At 61.4% G+C, this 20,548-nt stretch carries 22 protein-coding genes and 1 tRNA gene; 10 read left to right on the forward strand and 13 right to left on the reverse strand.

The annotated features are described in order from the left end of the window. Window positions 1-50: 50 nt before the first annotated feature. On the reverse strand, window positions 51-485 hold the full coding sequence (locus tag NKH93_RS27565; protein ID WP_352973644.1) for a hypothetical protein: 435 nt from the start codon (window positions 483-485) through the stop codon (window positions 51-53). Between the two features lie 95 nt (window positions 486-580). Further along, window positions 581-1,576: a GTP 3',8-cyclase MoaA gene (moaA, locus tag NKH93_RS27570; protein ID WP_352816408.1), complete on the reverse strand. Its 996-nt coding sequence runs from the start codon at window positions 1,574-1,576 to the stop codon at window positions 581-583. A gap of 198 nt (window positions 1,577-1,774) precedes the next feature. On the opposite strand from moaA, the gene NKH93_RS27575 reads away from it, so the two are divergent. Further along, a complete protein-coding gene (locus tag NKH93_RS27575) occupies window positions 1,775-2,128 on the forward strand; it encodes a gamma-butyrobetaine hydroxylase family protein (RefSeq protein ID WP_023717628.1) in 354 nt (117 codons plus the stop codon). A gap of 24 nt (window positions 2,129-2,152) precedes the next feature. Here NKH93_RS27575 and NKH93_RS27580 read toward each other — a convergent pair whose 3' ends face one another. After that, entirely contained in the window at window positions 2,153-2,581 is a 429-nt protein-coding gene (locus tag NKH93_RS27580; RefSeq protein WP_023675023.1) for a nuclear transport factor 2 family protein, read from the reverse strand. Between the two features lie 159 nt (window positions 2,582-2,740). On the opposite strand from NKH93_RS27580, the gene NKH93_RS27585 reads away from it, so the two are divergent. Beyond that, window positions 2,741-3,352 (forward strand): pyridoxamine 5'-phosphate oxidase family protein, encoded by a 612-nt coding sequence (locus NKH93_RS27585; RefSeq protein ID WP_352816404.1) that lies wholly within the window; start codon window positions 2,741-2,743, stop codon window positions 3,350-3,352. A gap of 27 nt (window positions 3,353-3,379) precedes the next feature. Here the strand turns inward: NKH93_RS27585 and NKH93_RS27590 are convergent, their stop codons facing one another. Beyond that, on the reverse strand, window positions 3,380-3,832 hold the full coding sequence (locus tag NKH93_RS27590; RefSeq protein ID WP_352448891.1) for a MarR family winged helix-turn-helix transcriptional regulator: 453 nt from the start codon (window positions 3,830-3,832) through the stop codon (window positions 3,380-3,382). Window positions 3,833-3,879: 47 nt separating this feature from the next. Between NKH93_RS27590 and NKH93_RS27595 the strand changes: the two genes are divergently transcribed. Continuing rightward, window positions 3,880-4,788, forward strand: a complete 909-nt coding sequence (locus NKH93_RS27595; protein WP_352973645.1) for an alpha/beta hydrolase — start codon at window positions 3,880-3,882, stop codon at window positions 4,786-4,788. Window positions 4,789-4,822: 34 nt separating this feature from the next. Here NKH93_RS27595 and NKH93_RS27600 read toward each other — a convergent pair whose 3' ends face one another. Beyond that, window positions 4,823-5,437, reverse strand: coding sequence for a TetR/AcrR family transcriptional regulator (locus NKH93_RS27600; protein ID WP_352816398.1), 615 nt, complete (start codon window positions 5,435-5,437; stop codon window positions 4,823-4,825). 98 nt (window positions 5,438-5,535) lie between these two features. Here NKH93_RS27600 and NKH93_RS27605 point away from each other — a divergent pair, with 98 nt between their 5' ends. Together NKH93_RS27605 and NKH93_RS27610 are read left to right on the forward strand one after the other, a co-directional pair. After that, a complete protein-coding gene (locus NKH93_RS27605; RefSeq protein WP_352973646.1) occupies window positions 5,536-6,282 on the forward strand; it encodes an SDR family oxidoreductase in 747 nt (248 codons plus the stop codon). A 219-nt stretch (window positions 6,283-6,501) separates the two neighbouring features. After that, on the forward strand, window positions 6,502-8,394 hold the full coding sequence (locus tag NKH93_RS27610) for a L,D-transpeptidase family protein (RefSeq protein ID WP_352919716.1): 1,893 nt from the start codon (window positions 6,502-6,504) through the stop codon (window positions 8,392-8,394). Between the two features lie 11 nt (window positions 8,395-8,405). Here the strand turns inward: NKH93_RS27610 and NKH93_RS27615 are convergent, their stop codons facing one another. Next, window positions 8,406-8,882 carry a hypothetical protein gene (locus NKH93_RS27615; protein WP_352682807.1) on the reverse strand — a complete coding sequence of 159 codons (477 nt, stop codon included), beginning with the start codon at window positions 8,880-8,882 and terminating at the stop codon, window positions 8,406-8,408. Window positions 8,883-9,009: 127 nt separating this feature from the next. Beyond that, a complete protein-coding gene (locus NKH93_RS27620; protein ID WP_023675031.1) occupies window positions 9,010-9,261 on the reverse strand; it encodes a PepSY domain-containing protein in 252 nt (83 codons plus the stop codon). 258 nt (window positions 9,262-9,519) lie between these two features. Between NKH93_RS27620 and NKH93_RS27625 the strand changes: the two genes are divergently transcribed. Beyond that, window positions 9,520-9,732 (forward strand): hypothetical protein, encoded by a 213-nt coding sequence (locus NKH93_RS27625; RefSeq protein ID WP_023717618.1) that lies wholly within the window; start codon window positions 9,520-9,522, stop codon window positions 9,730-9,732. A 34-nt stretch (window positions 9,733-9,766) separates the two neighbouring features. On the opposite strand, the gene NKH93_RS27630 is transcribed toward NKH93_RS27625, so the two are convergent. Together NKH93_RS27630 and NKH93_RS27635 are read right to left on the reverse strand one after the other, a co-directional pair. Then, a tRNA-Val gene (locus tag NKH93_RS27630) sits at window positions 9,767-9,841 on the reverse strand. Window positions 9,842-9,944: 103 nt separating this feature from the next. Then, window positions 9,945-10,628, reverse strand: a complete 684-nt coding sequence (locus NKH93_RS27635; RefSeq protein WP_352682754.1) for a phosphoglycolate phosphatase — start codon at window positions 10,626-10,628, stop codon at window positions 9,945-9,947. A gap of 144 nt (window positions 10,629-10,772) precedes the next feature. Here NKH93_RS27635 and rpiA point away from each other — a divergent pair, with 144 nt between their 5' ends. From rpiA to gor, 3 genes are all read left to right on the forward strand, one after another. Continuing rightward, window positions 10,773-11,504 carry a ribose-5-phosphate isomerase RpiA gene (rpiA, locus tag NKH93_RS27640; protein ID WP_023675034.1) on the forward strand — a complete coding sequence of 244 codons (732 nt, stop codon included), beginning with the start codon at window positions 10,773-10,775 and terminating at the stop codon, window positions 11,502-11,504. Then, window positions 11,491-12,069 carry a DUF2059 domain-containing protein gene (locus NKH93_RS27645; RefSeq protein ID WP_352542027.1) on the forward strand — a complete coding sequence of 193 codons (579 nt, stop codon included), beginning with the start codon at window positions 11,491-11,493 and terminating at the stop codon, window positions 12,067-12,069. The genes rpiA and NKH93_RS27645 overlap by 14 nt, the downstream gene beginning before the upstream one ends. A gap of 117 nt (window positions 12,070-12,186) precedes the next feature. Then, window positions 12,187-13,575: a glutathione-disulfide reductase gene (gene gor / locus NKH93_RS27650; RefSeq protein ID WP_352682751.1), complete on the forward strand. Its 1,389-nt coding sequence runs from the start codon at window positions 12,187-12,189 to the stop codon at window positions 13,573-13,575. A 57-nt stretch (window positions 13,576-13,632) separates the two neighbouring features. On the opposite strand, the gene mgtE is transcribed toward gor, so the two are convergent. Both mgtE and NKH93_RS27660 read right to left on the reverse strand, forming a co-directional pair. Then, a complete protein-coding gene (mgtE, locus tag NKH93_RS27655) occupies window positions 13,633-14,997 on the reverse strand; it encodes a magnesium transporter (protein ID WP_352682750.1) in 1,365 nt (454 codons plus the stop codon). Window positions 14,998-15,265: 268 nt separating this feature from the next. Next, complete coding sequence (locus NKH93_RS27660; protein WP_352682747.1) at window positions 15,266-17,155, reverse strand: ABC transporter ATP-binding protein/permease; 1,890 nt, start codon at window positions 17,153-17,155, stop codon at window positions 15,266-15,268. A 624-nt stretch (window positions 17,156-17,779) separates the two neighbouring features. Between NKH93_RS27660 and NKH93_RS27665 the strand changes: the two genes are divergently transcribed. Continuing rightward, entirely contained in the window at window positions 17,780-18,214 is a 435-nt protein-coding gene (locus tag NKH93_RS27665; RefSeq protein ID WP_352613631.1) for a hypothetical protein, read from the forward strand. A gap of 6 nt (window positions 18,215-18,220) precedes the next feature. Here the strand turns inward: NKH93_RS27665 and NKH93_RS27670 are convergent, their stop codons facing one another. Together NKH93_RS27670 and NKH93_RS27675 are read right to left on the reverse strand one after the other, a co-directional pair. Next, window positions 18,221-18,898 carry a DsbA family oxidoreductase gene (locus NKH93_RS27670; RefSeq protein ID WP_352471875.1) on the reverse strand — a complete coding sequence of 226 codons (678 nt, stop codon included), beginning with the start codon at window positions 18,896-18,898 and terminating at the stop codon, window positions 18,221-18,223. Window positions 18,899-18,921: 23 nt separating this feature from the next. Continuing rightward, a partial coding sequence (locus NKH93_RS27675) for an extracellular solute-binding protein (RefSeq protein ID WP_352973647.1) occupies window positions 18,922-20,548 on the reverse strand: 1,627 nt, incomplete at its 5' end.

Consider the following 20,548-nt stretch of genomic DNA (forward strand, 5'->3'; position numbering starts at 1 on the left):
TCGCTAGCAAAAACAATAGGCTGCCAATAAGTTCTGACGTCGCCGGATGCTCACGGTCCCCTGAGGCTGCCGGCGATCGCATCGACGAGCGGGTCGTATTTCGATTTCAGGGCTGGCGGGTAGTTGATCCAGACCGTGCGGATGACACCGTCTTTTCCGAACAGGCGGCGTTCGTAGAAGATGTTCTCGCCTTTGATGCCCGACAGCACCGCCCAGTCCTTGCCGGTCTTGCTGTAGGTGATCCTGTAGCCAGGTTCCTTGCCGGCCCTCTCGGCGGAGACGAAGGCTGTCGGGGTGTCGTCATCGATGTTGAGGATACCCGAACAGATCAGGCTGGCGCCATCGGCAGTGAGCCATTGTTGTCCATCGCCATTGTCCGGCTCAGGCTGGCGAAGAGTGAAGATTTCATCCGGAAAGGTGCAGATGGTACCGAAGCGCTCGTTCGTATAGGTAAATGGCGCGGCAACTGCCGTGGTCCCCGCCATCACTCCGAAAAACGTCAGGACTGCAAAAAAACCGCTGCACGCCTTGCCTCGCGCCGATACCAAGGCGATTATTCTTGCACGAAATCGGCGAAAAATCAGCCGCCGGTGACGCTCATATGCCGCGACACCGACGGACGGTTGGTGCGGCGATCGATGATGAAGTCGTGGCCTTTGGGCTTGCGGCCGATTGCTTCGTCGATGGCATCGGCGACCAGCTCGTTGCCTTCCGACGCACGCAGCGGCGCGCGCAGGTCGGCCGCATCTTCCTGGCCGAGGCACATGTAAAGGGTGCCGGTGCAGGTCAGCCGGACCCGGTTGCAGCTTTCGCAGAAATTATGCGTCATCGGTGTGATGAAGCCCAGCCGCCCGCCGGTCTCGGCGACTTGGACATAGCGGGCCGGGCCACCGGTCTTGTAGGGAATGTCGCTTAGCGTGAACTGGCGTTCGAGAGCCGCGCGCAGCAGCGACAGCGGCAAATACTGGTCGGTGCGGTCGGCATCGATCTCGCCCATCGGCATGGTTTCGATGATCGTCAGATCCATGCCGCGGCCATGCGCCCAGCGCAGCATTTCAGGCAATTCGGCGTCATTGAAGTCCTTCAACGCCACGGCATTGAGCTTTACCTTCAGCCCGGCCGCCTGCGCGGCGTCGATGCCGTCCATGACCTTGTCCAGATTGCCCCAGCGGGTGATCTGGCGGAATTTGTCGGCATCGAGGGTATCGAGCGAGACGTTAATGCGCTTGACGCCGCAGTCGGCGAGCTCGGCGGCAAAGCGGGAAAGCTGCGATCCGTTGGTGGTCAGCGTCAGCTCTTCCAGTGCACCACTCTCGAGATGCCGCGAAAGCTGGCGTACCAGGTGCATGATGTTCTTGCGCACAAGCGGCTCACCGCCGGTGAGGCGGAGCTTGCGCACACCCTTTTCGATGAAGACCGTGCAGAGCCGGTCGAGCTCTTCCAGCGACAGCAGGTCCTTCTTCGGCAGGAACGTCATGTCCTCGGCCATGCAATAGGTGCAGCGGAAATCGCAGCGGTCGGTGACCGACACGCGCAGGTAGGTGATCGTGCGACCGAAAGGATCGATCATATCCATGCTTATGCGCTTCCCGTGGCCGTGAACGGCTTCGTTATATATGGCTATGTGATACGAACCAACTTGGCATTCAAGATAGAAGCTCGTGATCTTCGGTAACATTCCGACGCCGACAGATCATGTCGGAAGTTCTGAAACGGCCTTTTCCCTCGACGCGAAGCGGCGTAGGAAGGGCAGTTCTCCGCAGGATCCACCAGCATGACAGCGCCAAAGGAACTCAGGGTCTCGAAGGACCGCAAGCTGCTTTCCGTCACCTTTCCGGGCCATCAGCCGTTCGAGTTGCCGGCTGAGCTTCTGCGCGTCGCCTCGCCATCGGCCGAGGTGCAGGGCCATTCGCCCGAACAGCGCGTCACCGTTCCCGGCAAGCGCAATGTAGCGATTCTGAAGATCGAGCCGGTCGGCAATTATGCCGTGCGCATCACCTTCGACGATTTCCATGATACCGGCATCTTCACCTGGAATTACCTGCATACGCTGGGTCATGAGAAGGATGCACGCTGGGCCGCCTATCTCGCCGAACTGGAAGAGAAGGGGCTGAGCCGCGACCGTTGAATGGGATCCCGCAGGACTCTCAGGTCAACGCAGGATCGCCAGTATCTCGCTGGTGTCGTGATAAAACGGCGTGCCTTCGATCAGCCGGTCATCCTTGAAGCGCAAGACTTCGGCAAACGGCTGTTTGATGGTTGCACCATTGGCCCGCGATGTCAGCGAAAGCGAGCAGCTCATGAACACCGTGTCATCGTTTTGGGCGACCTGAAGGTCCTCCACCGCCACGTCGCTCCAGATTTCCCGCATTTTGCGGAAAAGGGCGCCAACGCCGTCGAGGCCGTTCCAGTCACCGGCATAGGGCAGGGAGCGCGGCTCATGCACGACAATCTCGGCATGAAATGCGCCGGCAAGCACATCGAGGCTCTCCGACCCTGATTGCAGGAAACGCATTTCAACATTGAACATGTTTTCAATAAGTTCCATGGCGGTGCGTCGCCGGTCGAGCGGTTTATCCATTTTTGACCTCCGTATCCGTTGGCACGATCATGCAGGTAAAGCGGTTTGCCCTTGTTTGCGTTGCCTCGACACCCGTTTCCTGATGACCGGCAAACGGGCACTTGTCGTGAAAACGTCATGCATCTGGAGTAGCGCCGGCAACGGTTTGGAGACGAAAACATGTCGATAATCACCAGCGTCGAACAGCTCGAAGCGCTCTATGGCCTGCCTGGTGAAGCGTCAGTGGTCAAGGAACTCGACCAGCTGATTCGCGAATACGCAGCTATCATCGAGGCTTCGCCGTTTGCCGCGCTCGCAACCTGCGGGCCAGAAGGGCTGGACTGCTCGCCGCGCGGCGATCTCGCCGGCTTCGTCCGCATCCATGATCCGAAAACGCTGATGATGCCGGACCGGCGCGGCAACAACCGTGCCGATTCGCTAAGGAACATCCTTCGCGATCCGCGCGTCGCGCTCCTGTTCCTGGTGCCGGGTTCCGGCACGACGCTGCGCGTCAATGGCCGCGCCCACATCACCACCGATACCGGGCTCTGCGCCTCGTTCGCTGTCGAGGGCAAGCCGGCGCGCTCGGTGACGATCATCGAGATCGATGCGGTTTATTTCCAGTGCGCCCGCGCCATCCACCGATCGGAACTGTGGAATCTGGCAAGGCATGTCGACCCGAGATCGCTGCCGACTCCCGGCCAAATCCTGGAAATCACCAGCCGCAAGAACATTGACGGCGAGGTCTACGACAAGGAATGGCCGGAGCGCGCGAAAAAATCGATGTGGTGAAGCATTTGGTGGTGGAGCACTGGGCTGTCAGGCGGTCTTCAAAACCTCGGCAATCCTACGCATCTGTTCGCCGATCATGTCACATTGTTCCGGCGTCGACTGGCTCATCGCCTTCTCGATCAGCGCCATATGGACCTTCAGCGCCTGCATCAGCAGTGCCTCGCCGGCCTCTGTCAAGGTCAGCCTCAGCACGCGCTTGTCCTTCTCGTCGCCCTCGCGGCGCAGCAGGCCACGGGTCTCCAGCTGAGGCAAAAGCATGGTGATGTTGGAGCGGCCGACCAGCAGCCGACGAGCAAGGTCGTGCTGCGACATGCCGGGATGACGGTAGAGGTTCATCAGCACGTCGAGCTGCGCCGGCTTCAGGTCGAGCGGCGCAAGCTTCACCGCCAGGGTGCGTTCCACCACATGGCAGGCGCGCGCCACCGCGACCCAGTTGCGAAAACGCGGGTTGTCCCAGGGCAGGTCTTGCTTAATGTTCATGTTTGAACTATTATGTTCATGCTTGAACCAATGAATGGATCGCCACTATGGCATCATTTGGACTGAAGGTCATCCGCGGCACGTTCGGCGTGGCTGAGCATGTGGCACCGCGACTCACCGGGCGTGCTGCATTCGAGCTGTTCTGCCGCACGCCGCACGAGAAGAGCTTGAGCAAAGGCGAGCGCCGCGCAATTGATCGCGCCGCCGATTTCATGACCCAGGCACGCCATCACCGGCTAAAGACCAGAACCGGCTGCGTCATGGTGCATGAATTCCGGCCCGAGCCGGGCAGGGCGACTGCCGGCACCGTGCTCGTCATCCATGGTTGGCGTTCGCGCACCGAATACATGCGCACGCTGATCGAAGCCTATCGCGATGCCGGCTACAAGGTGGTCTCGCTCGATCTGCCGGGCCACGGCCAGTCGCAGGGCCGCCGGCTTACCCTGGTCAGTGCGGTCGATGCGGCACGGGTTGCCGGCGAATGGTTCGGCCCGTTCGCGGCCATTGTCGGCCATTCCTTCGGTGGTACCGTTGCCACCAACGCCGTCGCCGGTTCGATCAGGAACATCCCGCGATTGGCGGCCGGGCGGCTGGTGCTTATCGCCGCGCCGAGCTCGCTGCCGGCGATCTTCGCTGATTTCAGCCGCATGCTGAATGTCGGCTCGCGCTCGCAGGCCGCCATGGCCGACCGGGTCGAGCGCATCGCCGGCCGGCCGGTGCACGAGTTCACCGGTGACCGCCAGCTCGCAAGCACGCCGCTGCCGACGCTGGTGATCCACGCGCCGGACGACCGCGAAGTGTCCGCCGAGCATGCAAGGCTCTACACGCGCGCCGGCGACCATGTGCGGCTTTACTGGGCCGACGGGCTCGGCCACCGCCGCATTCTCGCCGACAGGGGTGTGGCGGAGCGTGCCGTTGGCTTCGTTGCCGGCAGGCTGGAGTCGTCTCTGCAGTGACCTGAATATCGTTCTTGTCAGCCGGGTTCGACCGTCACGCTGCCCCGGTGCTGGCCATCGCTATCCAAGCCGCCATTGCCCCGGCCACCGTCGCCAGAAGAGCCGAGCGCGACGCGCCGTCGCGCGCCTGGATCGACATGCCGTGCTGCACGGTCGCGTAGAAGGTCGCGGCCGTACCGCAGTCGAAATCGGCCGGCAACTCTCCCTCGGCGACGCCACGCTCGAGGCGTGTCAGCAAGGCTTCGCGGTTTTCGGCGCGGCGACGGCGCAGATCATCGCAGATGGCGCCGCGGCTTGAATCCTGGTGCAATGCGCCGAGCGTGATAAGGCAGCCTTGCGGACGACCGGTCTGTGAATAGGCCCTGGCAGTCTGCCGCAGGAACCGTTCGACGGCCTCGCGCGCGGTCGGCGCCTTTTCCAGCGCGGACCAGATCTCGGTTCCCTCGACCCGCGTGTAAAGCTCGGTTGCCTCGAGAAACAGTGCTTCCTTGCTGCCGAAGGCGGCATAGAGGCTGGGAGAGTTGATGCCCATTGCAGCGGTCAGGTCGCTTATCGACGCGCCCTCATAACCCTTGGCCCAAAACACTTCCATTGCGCGCCGCAAGGCGGCGGCTCGATCGAAGGTGCGGGGGCGGCCTCGTTCCGGCATGGCATCCTTTCTGTATTGATCGATACATAATTCGGTTGACGTGGTTCAGCAAGGCTGGCAGATATTTATGTATCAATCACTACAAAATGGAGAAGCAGATGTCATCCAGAAACTTGAACGGCAAGGCCGCCCTCGTCACCGGCGGCAGCCGCGGCATTGGTGCGGCGATCGCAAGAAGGCTCGCGGCCGACGGGGCAGGCGTGGCGATCACCTATGTGAATGGCGAGGAAGGGGCGTGTGCGGTGGTCAGGGAAATCGAGGCGGCCGGCGGCCGGGCCTTTGCCATCGAGGCCGACAATCGCGATGCTGGGGCGATCGAGGCGGCAGTCGATGAGGCAGCAACAGCCTTCGGACGGCTCGACATCCTGGTCAACAGCGCCGGCATCTGGCGCGCTGCGCCGATCGATGCCCTGTCGCTTGCCGATTTCGACGAGACGATGGAGGTCAACCTCAGAGCCCCGTTCGTCGCCGCCAAGGCGGCAGCAGCGCATATGGGCGAGGGTGGCCGGATCATCTCGATCGGCAGCAATCTGGCCGAGCGTGCCACGGACGCCGGCCTGAGCGCCTACTCGGCCAGCAAGGCTGCCTTGGTTGGCCTGACCAAGGCCTTTGCACGCGATCTCAGTCCGCGCGGCATCACCGCCAATGTCGTCCATCCGGGGTCGACCGATACCGACATGAATCCGGCAGCCGGCCCGCACGCCGAGCATCAGCGCCAGAAGATGGCGATGCCTCGCTTCGGCACGGCCGACGAGATCGCCGGCATGGTCGCCTGGCTTGCCGGTCCCGAAGGGCGCTTCGTGACAGGCACGGCATTGACCATCGACGGTTGCGCCAACGCTTGAGGCTTGGCTCACGGGCGCTATCATTAACGGGGGCGATGACGGATTGACTCGACCCGTCACGATCTTGTGAAACCCTTCTGCAACAGACGTTCCGAAATTTATGAAAGCTTAACGAAATCAGTATGAATCAGTGTAGTCACGCCTTACATCCGCCATGCGGTGGGCGAGACCGTGAAAGCGGTGCGGAACGGGATCCGGTTCAACCGGAGCGGGTGATCCATGAAAGTCCTTGGAAACAAAGCAACCGTGCTGCCGTTTGCGGTGGCCGCGGCAATGCTGGCCTTCGGGGCGCCGAAGGCTGAAGCGCAAGGGTTCTTCGACATGCTTTTCGGCGGCGGCGTCAAACACGCACCGCCGAAAAGTGACTTTCCGCCGCCACCGTCAAAATACAAGCCGAAGCCCAAGGCGCCGGCCGCTTCCGGTGGTGGTGCGCAAATCAGCGGCCCGTCCTATTATACCTACAAGAGCGATCCGCTGGTGCGCGTCGATTTTTCGGCACTGTCGGCAGCGCCTGAACCAGCAACGCCTCAGGACGCTGCTTTCGAGCCGGCGGCCACCGGGGCTGCATTCCGCGAAGCCATTGCCGGCCTCGACGGCTATGACCTCTACGCCGAGAAGGACGTCGCCAAGGCGCTGATCGCCTATTACTCGGCCAATCCGGATTTCATCTGGGTGACGGGAACCAGTCCCAGCAGCCGTGCCCAGGATGCCGTGCGGGTGCTGGGCGAGGCCGCGAGCTACGGCCTGACGCCCGCCGACTACACCGTTGAAGTTCCGGCAGCAGGCACATCGGCGGGCAATGTCGATGAGCGCCTGAAAGAGCTGGTCCGCTTCGAGATGGCGCTGTCGGCGCGTGTCCTGCGCTACGCCCGTGACGCACAAAGCGGCCGCGTCGATCCCAACCGCATGACCGGCTACTACGATTTTCCGCCGAAGCCGCTCGACATGGAAGGGGTGCTGAAGACGCTGGCCCATACCCAGCAAGTGCGCACTTATCTCGAGTCACGGCATCCACAGAATTCCGAGTATCAGGCGCTGCGCGTCGAACTGGAAGCGCTCCAGGCCAGCGCCGAAGACGAAATCACCATCGATCCCGATCTGCTGTTGAAGCCGGGGCAGACCAGCCCCGAGCTGCCGAAGCTTTTGACAAAGATCGCGCGCAATCTCGATGACGAGATGGGCGGCGCCTATGGCGAGGTCCTGGCGAGGCTCGCTACCAGCGAGGTCTACGATCCGGAGCTGGTGCCGGTGATCAAGGCGGTGCAGAAACGGGCCGGCATGAAAGGCGACGGCGTCATCGGCCCGCGTACCGTTGCATCGTTGGCCGGAACGTCCAAGGCCGACAAAGTTCAGAAGGTTCGGGTTGCGCTCGAAGAATTGCGCTGGTTGCCTTCCGACCTTGGCAGCCCGCGCGTCTTCATCAACCAGCCGGCTTTCACCGCGAGCTATATCGATGATGGCGAGGAGAAGCTGAAGACACGCGCCGTGGTTGGCAGGCCCACCAACCAGACTGCTTTCTTCTATGACCAGATAGAGCAGGTCGACTTCCATCCCTACTGGGGCGTGCCGCAATCGATCCTGGTCAACGAGATGCTGCCGCGGCTGCGCCGGGATCCTGGCTATCTCGACCGCGCCGGCTACGAGGTGGTCGATGCCCGCGGCAAGCGCATTCCCTCGTCCTCGGTCAATTGGGGCGCCTACGGCGCAAAGATACCCTACGGCGTGCGCCAGCTGCCAAGCGAGGCCAATGCGCTGGGCGAGCTGAAGATACTGTTCCCCAACAAGCATGCAATCTACATGCACGATACGCCGCAGAAGTCGTTTTTCCAGCGCGACATGCGTGCGCTCAGCCATGGCTGCGTTCGCTTGCAGGATCCGCGCGGCATGGCCGCTGCCGTGCTCGGCACCTCGGTCGACTACATCGAGGACAAACTGAAACACGGACATTCGACCGAGGACGTGACACGCAAGATCCCGGTCTATGTCGCCTATTTCACCGCGTGGCCGGACCTGTCCGGCAAGGTCGAATACTTCAACGACGTCTACGGCCGCGATACAAGGCTGCAGCAGGCGCTCGACAGCACGGAAGCGGTGCGTTCGCCGGCAAGCTGACGAATGCGGTTCTAGCGCTGAAACAGCGGACGCCGGAAACCGGCATCGCGTCCGGCGATGAGCCAATAGACCAGGCCCGCGACAATGCCTGCGGCGGCAATGATGCCGATATCGGCCCAGCGCTCCGGGTTCGTGTCATCCGGTACACTGGGCCAGATCAAGGCGAAGCCGCCAACAGCGGCCGCCGCGCCGAAGACCATGTGCAGCCAAAAACTGCGCAGCGAGAAAAACTCGGCAATCAGTGCGAAGATCAGCGTCTGCAGGCCGGTCAGCACGATCGTCAGAAAATAGATGAACATGCCGAGCGGCGGCAACAGCAGCACCGCAACGGGGGTGATACCCATGACGTCGAAATAATTAGGCGCATTTGGCAGCGAACTCAGCCCGCCATAGATCGCCGCCACCGCGATCAGCCCAACCAGTACCGCTATGAAATAACCCGCGAGCATCATCAGAAAGCGTTTCAATACGTGCTTTACCGTCGCCATGCCCACCCCCGCGCGCAATGATAGCACCCAGTCAGCCATCAAAGTCATGTCTACGCAAGCGTGTGCCGAAGGCCGGGGGCCTTCGAGGCGCGCCATTTTTTAGAATCTGGACCGTTGGCGGCCAGCTTCATTTCGGCGCGGCTGTCACCGGGTCATAGGTGATTTCAACTTTGGCCTTGTCGCTCGTGTAATAAATGACGGTGTAGCCATCGCTGTCCCAATCGATTTCCTTGATGTAGCGGAAGTCGTCGCGCTGCTCGACCTTGGCGATGATTTCCGACAGCTTCTTGGCATTCTGCGGCGGCACCGGATTTTCGTCCGCGGCAAAGGCCGATCCGCCGACAAGCAGCACGGCGGCCGCCAAAACAAGTCTGGACATGGCTTTCCCTCACATTTCGATGAGCAGAAACTCGTTTCCATGCAGGTTTGTTCCGGGATCGCGGAGCGTTGCGCTACAAGGAGGCGCCGGCCGTACCTGATTTATGGCCGCCGAAAGAAAGGCAGGTCGCTTAAAATCATGATGCGTCGCCTCAACATCGCGGCCATAATAGTGCCGGCGGTCATTCGGGGGGGCTACATGCAAATGCATCATGCCATCATATTTGTACTTTTCATATTTTCCATTCCGGCCATTTCGATGCCTGTCCAGAAAGCCGAGGCGCTGGAACCTGAACGCTATACGGTCTATTGCGCCGACGACCGCATCGAGGTTTCGTTCTGGGATATCGAGCAGATGAAGGTGCGGGCCGGCTCCAACGTTTGCCAGTTCCAGAGCTATACGAGCTACAGCAGCGCTTTGAATTTCGCCCAAAAGAATTTTGGCGGCGAGGGGGCGACCTGCAGCTGCTAGCCGCTCCGGCTTGGAATTGATTCAGGAAAGCAGATGGTGGGCGATGCAGGGATTGAACCTGCGACCCCACCCGTGTGAAGGGTGTGCTCTCCCGCTGAGCTAATCGCCCGCTCGTTGCCCGAAGGCCAAGCGCGCCGCGATATAAGGGAGGCCGGCCTGCTAAGTCAACCACTTGTCGGTCGGCATTTGGCGGTCCGCCCTATGGGCAGCTTTTAGCCTTCTGCCGCGGCCATCAGCCCTTGTACCAGATCGAGCGTCAGCGAATCGAAATGCGAGATCACCGCCGACGGTTCGAACTCTCGCACATGACGGTCGGTGTAGCCGAAATCGACTGCCACCACCGGAATCCCGGCGGCTTTCGCCGTGTCGATGTCGGTCTGCGAATCACCGACCATCAGTGCACGGTGCGGGTCGCCGCCGGCGCGCGCGATGGTCTGCGTGAGATGGCGCGGGTCGGGCTTGCGGAACGGAAAACTATCCTGACCGCAGATCGCCGCGAAATGCCTGGTCATACCGAGCGCCTCGATCAGCGCCACCGAATTGGCCTCGTATTTATTGGTGCAGATGGCCAGCAGGTAACCGGCCGCCTCGAACCGCGCGATCGCCTCGGGGACGCCGGGATAGGGGCGCGATTTGCCGGGGATGTTAACGGTGTAATGGTCCAGAAACAGCTTGAGCAGGCGATCGTGCTCCTCCACTGCCAGCGACCTGTGCTGCGCTGCGTGGGCGCGCTCGATCATCACCCGGCCGCCATGGCCGACGAAGCGCCTAAAGCCGGCTTCGTCGACGGCCGCGAGCTGGCTGGCGGCAAGGCTGTGGTTGAGACTGTCGAGCAGGTCCGGCGCCGTGTCGATCAGCGTCCCGTCGAGGTCGAACACGATGATCGGTCGGGTCATGGCCTGTCCTGTGACGATTTGATTGCCGGCAGGCGATAACCGCTGCGGCCCGTTCAGGCAAGACGGCTTATCCACCGCGGGCAAGGTCCTTTGACCAGCCCGGCAAAAATGCTACGAGCGCCGAAACAAATCTCGGGACCCGGCATGGATGCGAGGCAATTGAAGGTTGAGGCCGCGCGGGCAGCGCTTGCCCATGTCACGGATGGCATGCGGCTCGGCATCGGCACCGGCACGACGGCGGACGAGTTCGTGCGGCTGCTCGCAGACAAGGTCGCCACCGGCCTGACTGTCATCGGCGTGCCGACCTCGGAGCGCACCGCCGTCCTTTGCACCGAGCTTGGTGTGCCGCTGTCCACCCTCGAGCAAACCCCCGAGCTCGACCTCACCATCGACGGCGCCGACGAGATCGATCCGGCGCTGACGTTGGTCAAGGGCGGCGGCGGTGCGCTGCTGCGCGAAAAGATCGTCGCGGCGGCCTCCGCCCGCATGATCGTCATCGCCGACAGCTCCAAGATGGTCGAGATGATCGGCCGTTTTCCGCTGCCCATCGAAGTCAACCGATTTGGCCTGCGCGCCACCGAAATTGCGGTCGGCGCGGCGGCTGCAAACCTTGGCCTTTCCGGCCCTGTTACATTGAGGATGACGGGGAGCCAGCCATTTGTTACAGACGGCGGCCATTTTATCCTCGATGCATCTTTTGGCCGCATTCCGGATACAAGAGCGCTTTCGAATGCTCTCCACGCCATTCCGGGCGTGGTCGAGCATGGTCTTTTCATCGGGCTGGCATCAACGGCCATCATAGCCGGCGGCGACGGCATTCAAACCGTCCATGCCGCCCGAAAATCAGGGAGTTTTACCGATCATGATGTTGCATAACCGGGTTGGCCGCTTTTTTGCCATTCTGGCGGCCTCGGCCGTTTTCGCGTTTTCGTCGCCTGCGTTTTCGCAGGACGTCACCGATGCGCATTTGAAGGCGGCGCGCGCCGCCGTCGCGGCGATCCATGCGACGGATACGTTCGACAGCATCCTGCCGCAAGCAGCCGCGGCACTGGAGCAGCAGATGATCCAGAAGAACCCGGACATGCAGGAACTGATCGCCAAGACGATCAACGAGAAGGCGATGGCCTTGGCATCGCGCCGCGCCGACCTGGAAAAGGAAGCGGCGCTCGCCTATGCAAAGGTGTTCTCGGAAAAGGAACTCAATGAAATTGCCGCCTTCTACAATTCCGATTCCGGCAAGAAGCTGCTCGACAACGGCCCGATCGTGACGCGCGAACTGGTGAAGGCTGCCGAGATCTGGCAGAACGGCCTGGCTCGCGATCTCGCCCAGCAGGTCGGCGAGACCCTGGGTGCAGCGGCGAATGCCAAGGCGCCGGCTGCGCCTGCCGACGGTACCGCTCCGGCCGATGGCGCAGCTCCCGCGGACGCTACACCGAATTGATTGCGGACTTCCGAGCCGCCTGACCGCCACTGGACCAAAAGCCCGGCAAATCCGGGCTTTTCTTTTGATAGTCGGCAGCCTACCTGTCTCGGGGTTTGAGGGGCAAGGAGTTCAGCCATGGCCGGTTACGACTACGATCTTTTCGTCATCGGCGGCGGCTCCGGCGGAGTGAGGGCGGCGCGCGTTGCGGCGGCACTCGGCAAGCGGGTCGGCATCGCCGAGGAATACCGCTATGGCGGCACATGCGTGATCCGTGGCTGCGTGCCGAAGAAGCTCTACGTCTACGCCTCGCAATTCCCCGAGCATTTCGCCGATGCCGCCGGCTATGGCTGGACGGTGCCTGAGGCGCGTTTCGACTGGCAGACGCTGGTCGCCAACAAGGACCGCGAAATCAGCCGGCTGGAGGCCATCTACAAGAAGAACGTGCAGGGCGCCGGCGGCGAGGTCTTTCATTCGCGCGCCACCCTGGTCGATCGGCATGTGGTGCATCTTCTCGGTGAGGATCGCACCGTTACCGCCGACCAGATCCTGATCGCTACCGGCGGGCGACCGGCACCGCATCCGGCATTGCCCGGCCATGAGCACTGCATCTTTTCCAACGAGGCCTTCGACCTCAAGGAACTGCCGAAGGCAATCATGATCGAGGGCGGCGGCTATATCGCCGTCGAATTCGCCAACATCTTTCACGGCCTCGGCGTCGACACGACGCTGGTCTACCGCGGCAAGGAGATCCTCAGCCGTTTCGACATGGACCTCAGACGCATGCTGCACGACACGATGGAAAAGAAAGGGATAAAAATCCTCTGCCACGCCGTGTCCGAGTGGGTCAGGAAGCGGCCTGACGGCCGGCTCGACGCGCTTGTCACCGGTGGCACGGTGCTGACGGTCGACCAGGTCATGCTCGCCATCGGCCGCATTCCCAATACCGAGAACATGGGCCTGGAAGGCGTCGGCATCGAGATGACCAAAACCGGGGCAATCCACGTCGACGAATACTCCCGCACCAACATCGACAACGTCTGGGCAATCGGTGACGTCACCCATCGCGTGCAATTGACGCCGGTGGCAATCCACGAGGCGATGTGCTTCGTCGAGACCGCCTTCAAGGACAAGCCGACGGCGCCCGACCATGACACGATCGCTACCGCAGTCTTTTCGCAGCCCGAGATCGGTACGGTCGGTCTGTCGGAGGATGAGGCGGCAAAGCGCTTTCCGGATGTTGAAATCTACCGCGCCACCTTCCGGCCGATGCGGCACACACTTTCCGGCCGCGACGAAAAGATGCTGATGAAGCTGGTCGTCGACGGCGCCTCGAAAAAGGTCCTCGGCGCCCACATTCTCGGGCCGGATGCCGGCGAAATGGCGCAGCTTCTCGGCATACCGCTGAAGGCCGGCCTGACCAAGGATGATTTCGATCGCACCATGGCGGTGCATCCGACCGCCGCGGAAGAACTCGTCACCATGTACAAGCCGACTTACCGGGTGAGAGATGGTGAGCGCGTCTGACGCGACGACAACCCATCGCGGCAACGAAATTGCCGCGATGGAAGAGCGTGAGTTTTCTTACAGCAACGTTCCGCCCAGGATCACCAGCGCCACAGAAAAATAGATCACCAGCCCGGTGACGTCGACCAGCGTGGCGACGAACGGGGCCGATGCGCTGGCCGGGTCGAAGCCCATGCGCTTCAGGGCGAACGGCAGCATCGATCCAGACAGCGAGCCGAAGGTGACGATGCCAACCAGCGTGGCGCCGATCGTCATTGCGATCAGCGGCCAGTGCGGGCCGTAGTCGTAGAAGCCGAGATACTGCCAGAGCGCGATGCGGCAGACGCCGACCACGCCAAGAATCGAGCCAAGCACCAGGCCGGTGGGCAGCTCGCGCAATGCCACCCGCCACCAGTCGCCAAGGCCGATCTCGCGCAGTGCCAGCGCCCGGATGACGAGCGAGGTCGCCTGCGAGCCGGAATTGCCGCCGGAGCTCATGATCAATGGAATAAATAGCGTCAGCACGATCGCCTTTTCCATCTCGCCCTCGTAACTTTGCATCGCGTTGGCGGTCAGCATCTCGCTGATAAACAGCGCGCACAGCCAGCCGGCGCGTTTCTGGATCATCGCCAGAAAGCCCATCTTCATATACGGCTCGTCGAGAGCCTCCATGCCGCCGAAACGATGCACATCCTCCGTCGTTTCCTCGATCATCGTGTCGATAATATCGTCGATGGTAACGATGCCGAGCAGTTTGCCGTTGTCCACGACCGGAACGGCGAGCAGATCATATTTCGAGATCAGCTGAGCAACCTTTTCACTGTCGGTCAGCGGTGAAACGGTGACAGGCGCACGATCCGGCGCGATTGCCATGATCAGCTCGTCGGGCCCGCCAGCGATCAGTCGACGCAGGCTGGTCGAGCGCAACAGGACATGCGTTTGCGGATCGACGATGTAGATCGCGTAGACGGTTTCGCGCGTCCGCTCCACCTTGCGGATATAATCCAGCGTGCGGGCCACGCTCCAGTCCGGCGGCACGCTGACATATTCGGTCGTCATGAGCGAGGCGGCGCTGCCTTCGGGATAGCCGAGAATGGCAAGCAGCGTCGCGCGCAGCGGTGGCGCCAGGCCACCAAGCAGTTCGGAACGAGCCGGCTCGTTCAGATCGCGCAGTATGTCGGCGGCGCGATCGACCGACATGGCGGCAAGCAGTCTGCCTGCCTTGATGCGGGGCAGCGCCTCGACCAGTTCGGATGCGCCGTCGAGTTCAGGCTGGTCGAAGATCTCGACCAGCCGCCCGAACGGCACTTCGCAAAGCAGCTCCGATGCCGTCTCGCGGGGCTCCTGGTTCAAGGCCTCGACGATGTCGGCGACGTGTTCGTTGGCAAGTACGCGAGCGATGGCGATGGCATCGCCGCCCGCGACAGGGGAAAACTCGTTCATGGCTCACTCCTTGCCGTCCGGCAGGACGTGAGCCTGTCAGGTCACGTCAAGCGGACGGCGGTTGCGTTCGACTGTGACTGTCGCCAGGCATGGCGCGGTGACCTTTCTGCTCGCGGGTTCGAGTTGAGATTCTGCAAGCCGGCGCAACATAGGAGCGCGCCTTGCCGAGTCAATCGCGAGAGCGGGTTAAAACGGCGGCAAACCGGCGGATCGCGAGACTGTGATCGGGCTACGTGGCAGTGGCTGGATGCCGGCAGTGGTGCCGCGGCTATCTCTGCTTCAGCCGGCGGGGAAAGCGCAGCCACTTGTCCTCGGCCGGCCGTGTCGGCTGCGTGAGGATGGTGGTGAGCTCTACCGGCAAGCTCGGAACCAGCGGCTTCTTGGTAGCGACGCCGTCGGCGATCGCAACCACGCTGTGGTAGAATTCGGTGCCCGCGAGCGATCTCGGCGGCGTCGCCTCATGCATGATCGAGATCACGGTTGCATCAGGGCAATTGTCCTTGATCGCCTGGTGGAAGGCGATCCGTCCATCGGGGTCGAGCGCGCCGGTGGCTTCATCGAGGAACAGCAATCCCGGCTGCTGCAGCACGATGCGGGCGACAACCAGCTTCTGTTTCTGCCCACCCGAGAGAACCTGATCCCAGATCTTTCCTTCACGGCTCTCATCGGCCAAATGCTCGATGAAATCGCCGAGGCCGGCCTTGTGCAGGGCGGATGCGACCTGCATGTCGGCGTAATCATGCTCGGAACCAGGCAGGCAGACCAGTTGCTTCAACGAAACCTGCTGCAGCTTCACCTCCTGGGCGGCGTAGAAACTCCTGACCCCTTCCGGGAAGACGATGGTGCCGCGGCCATAAGGCCACAGGCCGTTGATCGCCTTGACGAGCGAGGTCTTGCCGCAACCGGATTCGCCCTTGAGGAAAGTCCACTCGCCACGCCGGAAGCGCAAGTTCGCGGCACTCAGGAAGGGCGTTGCGTCCTCGCCCTGATGCGCCAGTTCGAGCTTCTGGATGGTCAGTCCGAAAACCGGGTTCTGGTGGTCGTAGCGGAAGTCGGACCGGCCGGTCTGCTGATAGAATTCCTGTGGCTGCTGCACGTTCTCGATTGCCTGCGCCAATTCGATGACGCGCTGGCTGTTGGCGCGCAAGGTGGCGATGTCCGGCATCACATGGATGAACCACGAACAGTTGCTGATCAGCTTATCGACCTGGCCGGAAGCTGTCAGATAACCCTTGAGGTCGAGGCCGTTGTGGATGAAGGGCACGAGCCCTGGCCCGAAAGCGACAATCTTGGCACCGATGAAATTATAGATCAGCTCGAACGAGGCGTAGCCAGTATTGACGATGTTCAGTCTGGCCCAGGTACGGTCAATGTCGGCATAACGCTGGCTGTTTACAGTCTTCTGCACATTCTCGCCCTGCGATGCGGCGACATGAAAACTGCGGCGCAGGAATGTGATCAACTCGCTGCGGTAACTGCCTTCGGCCTGCTGCATTCTGACGTTTAGCCACTCCAGCATTCGGCCGAGTTTCAATGCGATCCAGGTGTTGAACGGCACATACACAGCGATTGCCAGGAGAGCAAGGACGGCGCTGCCGTAGCTGCCGAGAAACTCCAGGCCCTTCACCTCGACAGAGTTTTTCAGCAATTCGCCACCGAGAAAGTAGAACGAAGCGAAGACGCTTAGCACACCCGAAGCAAGCCCGATGGCTCCGCCAGTCATGGCCTTGATGGATTCCTGCACGCGCTGGTCGATATTGTCGGGAGCTGCATTCCCGGAAGAGCCATGCTGGGCATGGAAATGCGTATGGTTAGAGTCGAGCAGGGCCTCGTTGAATCGGCTGTCCAGCCAGCCACGCCATTTGCGATGCAATGTCTTGGAAACCAGGTTGTGAATGCCGGCAATAACCAAGTCCTTGAGCAGGACCAGCAGCACCAGCCAACCGGCGTTGGTCAGTATTGTCTTGAGTGGCGTCGTGTTCGCGGCATCGTGGAAAAAAGCGATCGAAGTCGCCAGCTCAGCCCCAGCTACCGTAAACCAGACGTCGGCTTTGCTGGACAGCGCGATGATCAGCGCGATCACCAGCGTCAGCGTCCAGGCTTCCCTCCAGCGGTCCGAGAACCAGTAGACCCGCATCAGCCCCCAGAAGCTGCGCATCGACGATACGGGCGTCAGGGGCGACTGCCTTGCGGCACCGCGGAGCCATTTTTCCGATATTGAATGTCGCGTTGGTCTATCGACCCGAATCACTATCCCGCCCAAACGATTTTTCTTTTGTTACGGACAGTAACACCAATTGATCATTTTCCATTAGCTTTTCACCAGTCGCAGGTGGCTTAGCTTGCCGGCCGTTGCAGTGGAGCAACAGAATGAATGATCACGGCGCTGTGCCGTCACGTTTCGAGGGGCGGAATACCAACGCAATTTCAAATAGTTACTTGCCTGCGCCCGAGCAAGTAGAGATCTTCCCCAAGGGAAGGTCTTCACACAGCTTTGTGAACATAGAAGCGCCTTCCAGCGGCCGATCTTCACAGCCTGAACCGCCTTCACGGCCAGTCCGGCCTCGTCGGCGGCCAGAACGTGACGTATGATTCGTGGTTGAAGCCGCCTTGTCAGGACCCGTAGTCGGCCAAGCAATGACTTTGCCGACACAGTCCGGGATGAAGATCTATCAATTGGCCCGTGCCTTTTTAAGAGCGCGCACAAACCGCGTTTGACAAACACGCGCTTCGGATTGAACCTGCCGGACGCATCCAGGTTTGAACCGGGGGGAAGTTCGCCATGCTTGCACGGACATTTTTTGTCGCGACGCTCGCAACATTTTTCTGGCTGCCGCAAACATATGCCGGCAGCCAGACCGTTCCCGCAAATGCCGAGGGACAGATCGAGTTCAACACGCCGTCCGGCAATATCGGCTGCATCTACACGCCGAACGGCGGCACCAGCACCTACGAGCCACAGGATGGCGGACCGGAACTGAGTTGTTCGCGCGTCGAGCCCAGCTACGTCACGATCATCCTCGGCCCGAAAGGCCCGGCGACGCTGATCAAGAATCCGGGCGAGCAAGGCTGCTGCGGCGGCGTCACCAGGCTGGCCTACGGCAACAGCTGGAGCAAGGGGCCATTTTCCTGCCAGTCATCCACCAAGGGATTGACCTGCACCGGCAAGCATGGCCATGGCTTTTTCGTCAGCAAGGCCAAGGTGACCGTGAAATAGTCCGACTCAGTTCGCTGTTTCCAGTTCGCCGCGTGCCTTGGCCGCGGCGACCTGGCGGAGTGCATCGGCGAGCGTATCGGCGTCCTGGGCACCCATCACCGCATATTTGCCTTCAAGCAGAAAGCACGGCACACCCGATATGCCCATGCGCGAAGCGGTGGCGATTTCGGTGCGCACGGCCTCTACATCGGCGTCGGTCGGCAGAAGCGTTTCGACCACGGACGCATCCATGCCGGCCTCGCGGGCGGCTTCGATCAGCACGGCATGATCGCCGAGATTGGCGCCTTCCTCGAAATTCAGCTGGAACAGCCGGCGCACCAGCCGGTTCTGAATGGCCTCGCCGGCCGTGCCGGCCCAGCGAATGAGACGGTGCGCATCCAGCGTATTGGGCGCGACCTTGATGGCGTCGAATGCGAAGGAGATGCCTTCAGCCTCGCCCAGCGGTTCGATCCGGGCATGGATTTCGCGGATGCGTTGCTCGCTGCCGAATTTCGCCACCATATAGTCGCGGCGGTTCTTGCCTTCGGGCGGGATTGTTGGGTCGAGTTGGAAGGGCCGCCAGCGTATGTGAACGTCGATATCGACGGCGGCAATCGCCTTGTCGAGCCGTTTCTGGCCGATAAAGCACCAGGGACACACGACGTCGGAGACCACATCGACGGTAATCGAGCTCTCGTCGTTCATCTTGATCTCCTGTTGTGAAGAGGTCACCTCGGTTTGCGCCACCAGGTCGGCAACTGATAACCGTATATGGGCGTCTTTTGCGGATGTTCCAGATAGTTCCAATAAGCGAGCCATTGCTGGTTGTTGTGCTGCGTCGGCACCATGTAATTGCCGGAGATCAGCAGCCGGTCGAGAACGCGGACGGCCGCTACATAGTCCTCCTTCGAACGAGCTCTCAGCATCGCCTCGATCGCCGCATCCACTGCGGGGTCGGCGACACCCGCCAGGTTGAACGAGCCTTCGGCCTTGGCAGCAGCGGATCCCCACCGCCCGGTTTGCTCGATACCGGGCGACAGCGAGTTGTTGAAACCGGTCGAGCCGACCAGCACCTCGAAATCGAAACGCTGCTTGCGCGACTGGATCTGATCACCGTCGAGGCTGCGGATGCCGACATCGATGCCGAGCTTCTCAAGGGTGCGCTGATAGATAGCGGCAAGTCGCTCTTCGTCCTGCGAGGCGGTCAGGATCTCGAAACCGAACGGCTTTCCCTCGGGATCGAGCATTGCGCCGTCCTGCACCGTATAGCCCGCGCTCTTCAGCAGCTCGAATGCCGCCTTCAGCACCTTGCGATCCTGGCCGGAGCCGTCGGTAACGGGCGGCCTGTAGGTGCCGTCCATGACATCTGCGGGCACGCGGCCGGGGTAGGGGGCCAGCAGGGCCTTTTCCTTTTCGCTGGCCGGGTGGCCCAGCGCGGACAGTTCGGAATTCTGCCAAAAGCTCATCGTGCGCGTATATTTGCCGCCGAACAGGTTCTTGTTGGCCCATTCGAAATCGTAGAGCATGCCGAGCGCGCGCCGCACGACCGGATTGGAAAATTTCGGCAGCCGCGTGTTGAACAGGAACCCGTTGACCACCGGCGGAATGCCGGTATCGAAATTTTCGGCGATGACCTCGCCCCTGTGGAAGGCCGGAAAATCGAGATCGCGCTCGCGCTTGACCGGGTCGCTGTCGTCGTCGATGGCGCAGATGCCTTTCTTGAACGCTTCCTGCTTGGCGTTGGCGTTGAGGAAATATTCGATGGTGATCTGGTCGTAATTGTCGAAGCCGCGCTTGGACGGCACGTCCTTGCCCCAATAGTCCGGATTGCGCTTGAACACGATGCGCTGACCGGGCACGACTTGCGCCACGGTATAAGGCCCGCTGCCGATCACCGGCTTCAGCGTCGTCCTGTCGAAGGTGTCCTTGTTGAAGGCGTGTTTCGGGATGATCGGCGTCAGCGCAATGATCAAAGGAAATTCGCGGTCCGCCTTTTCGTTGAAGGTGAAGCGCACACTGCGCTCGCCGGTCTTTTCGAGCTTGGCAATCGCTTTCATTCGCTGGCTGTAAGGTGGCCGGCCCTTCTCGGTGAAGACGTCATAGGTAAACAACACGTCTTCCGGCGTCACCGGCTCGCCGTCCGACCATTTGGCGTTGGGATCGAGGTGGAATTCGATGCTCTTGCGCTCGGGATCCATGTCGGCGGTATCGGCGAGCAGGCCGTAGAGACTGAAGGCCTCGTCGTAGTTGCGCTGCATCAACGGCTCGAAGACAAGATTGCCAAAGGCTTGATCCATCATGCCGCGCGCGGTGGTGCGCAGGCTTCTCAGGATGAACGGATTGAGATTATCGAAG

It is taken from the genome of Mesorhizobium sp. M0954 (genome assembly GCF_040319155.1).
In the GTDB taxonomy this organism is placed as follows: Bacteria; Pseudomonadota; Alphaproteobacteria; order Rhizobiales; family Rhizobiaceae; genus Mesorhizobium.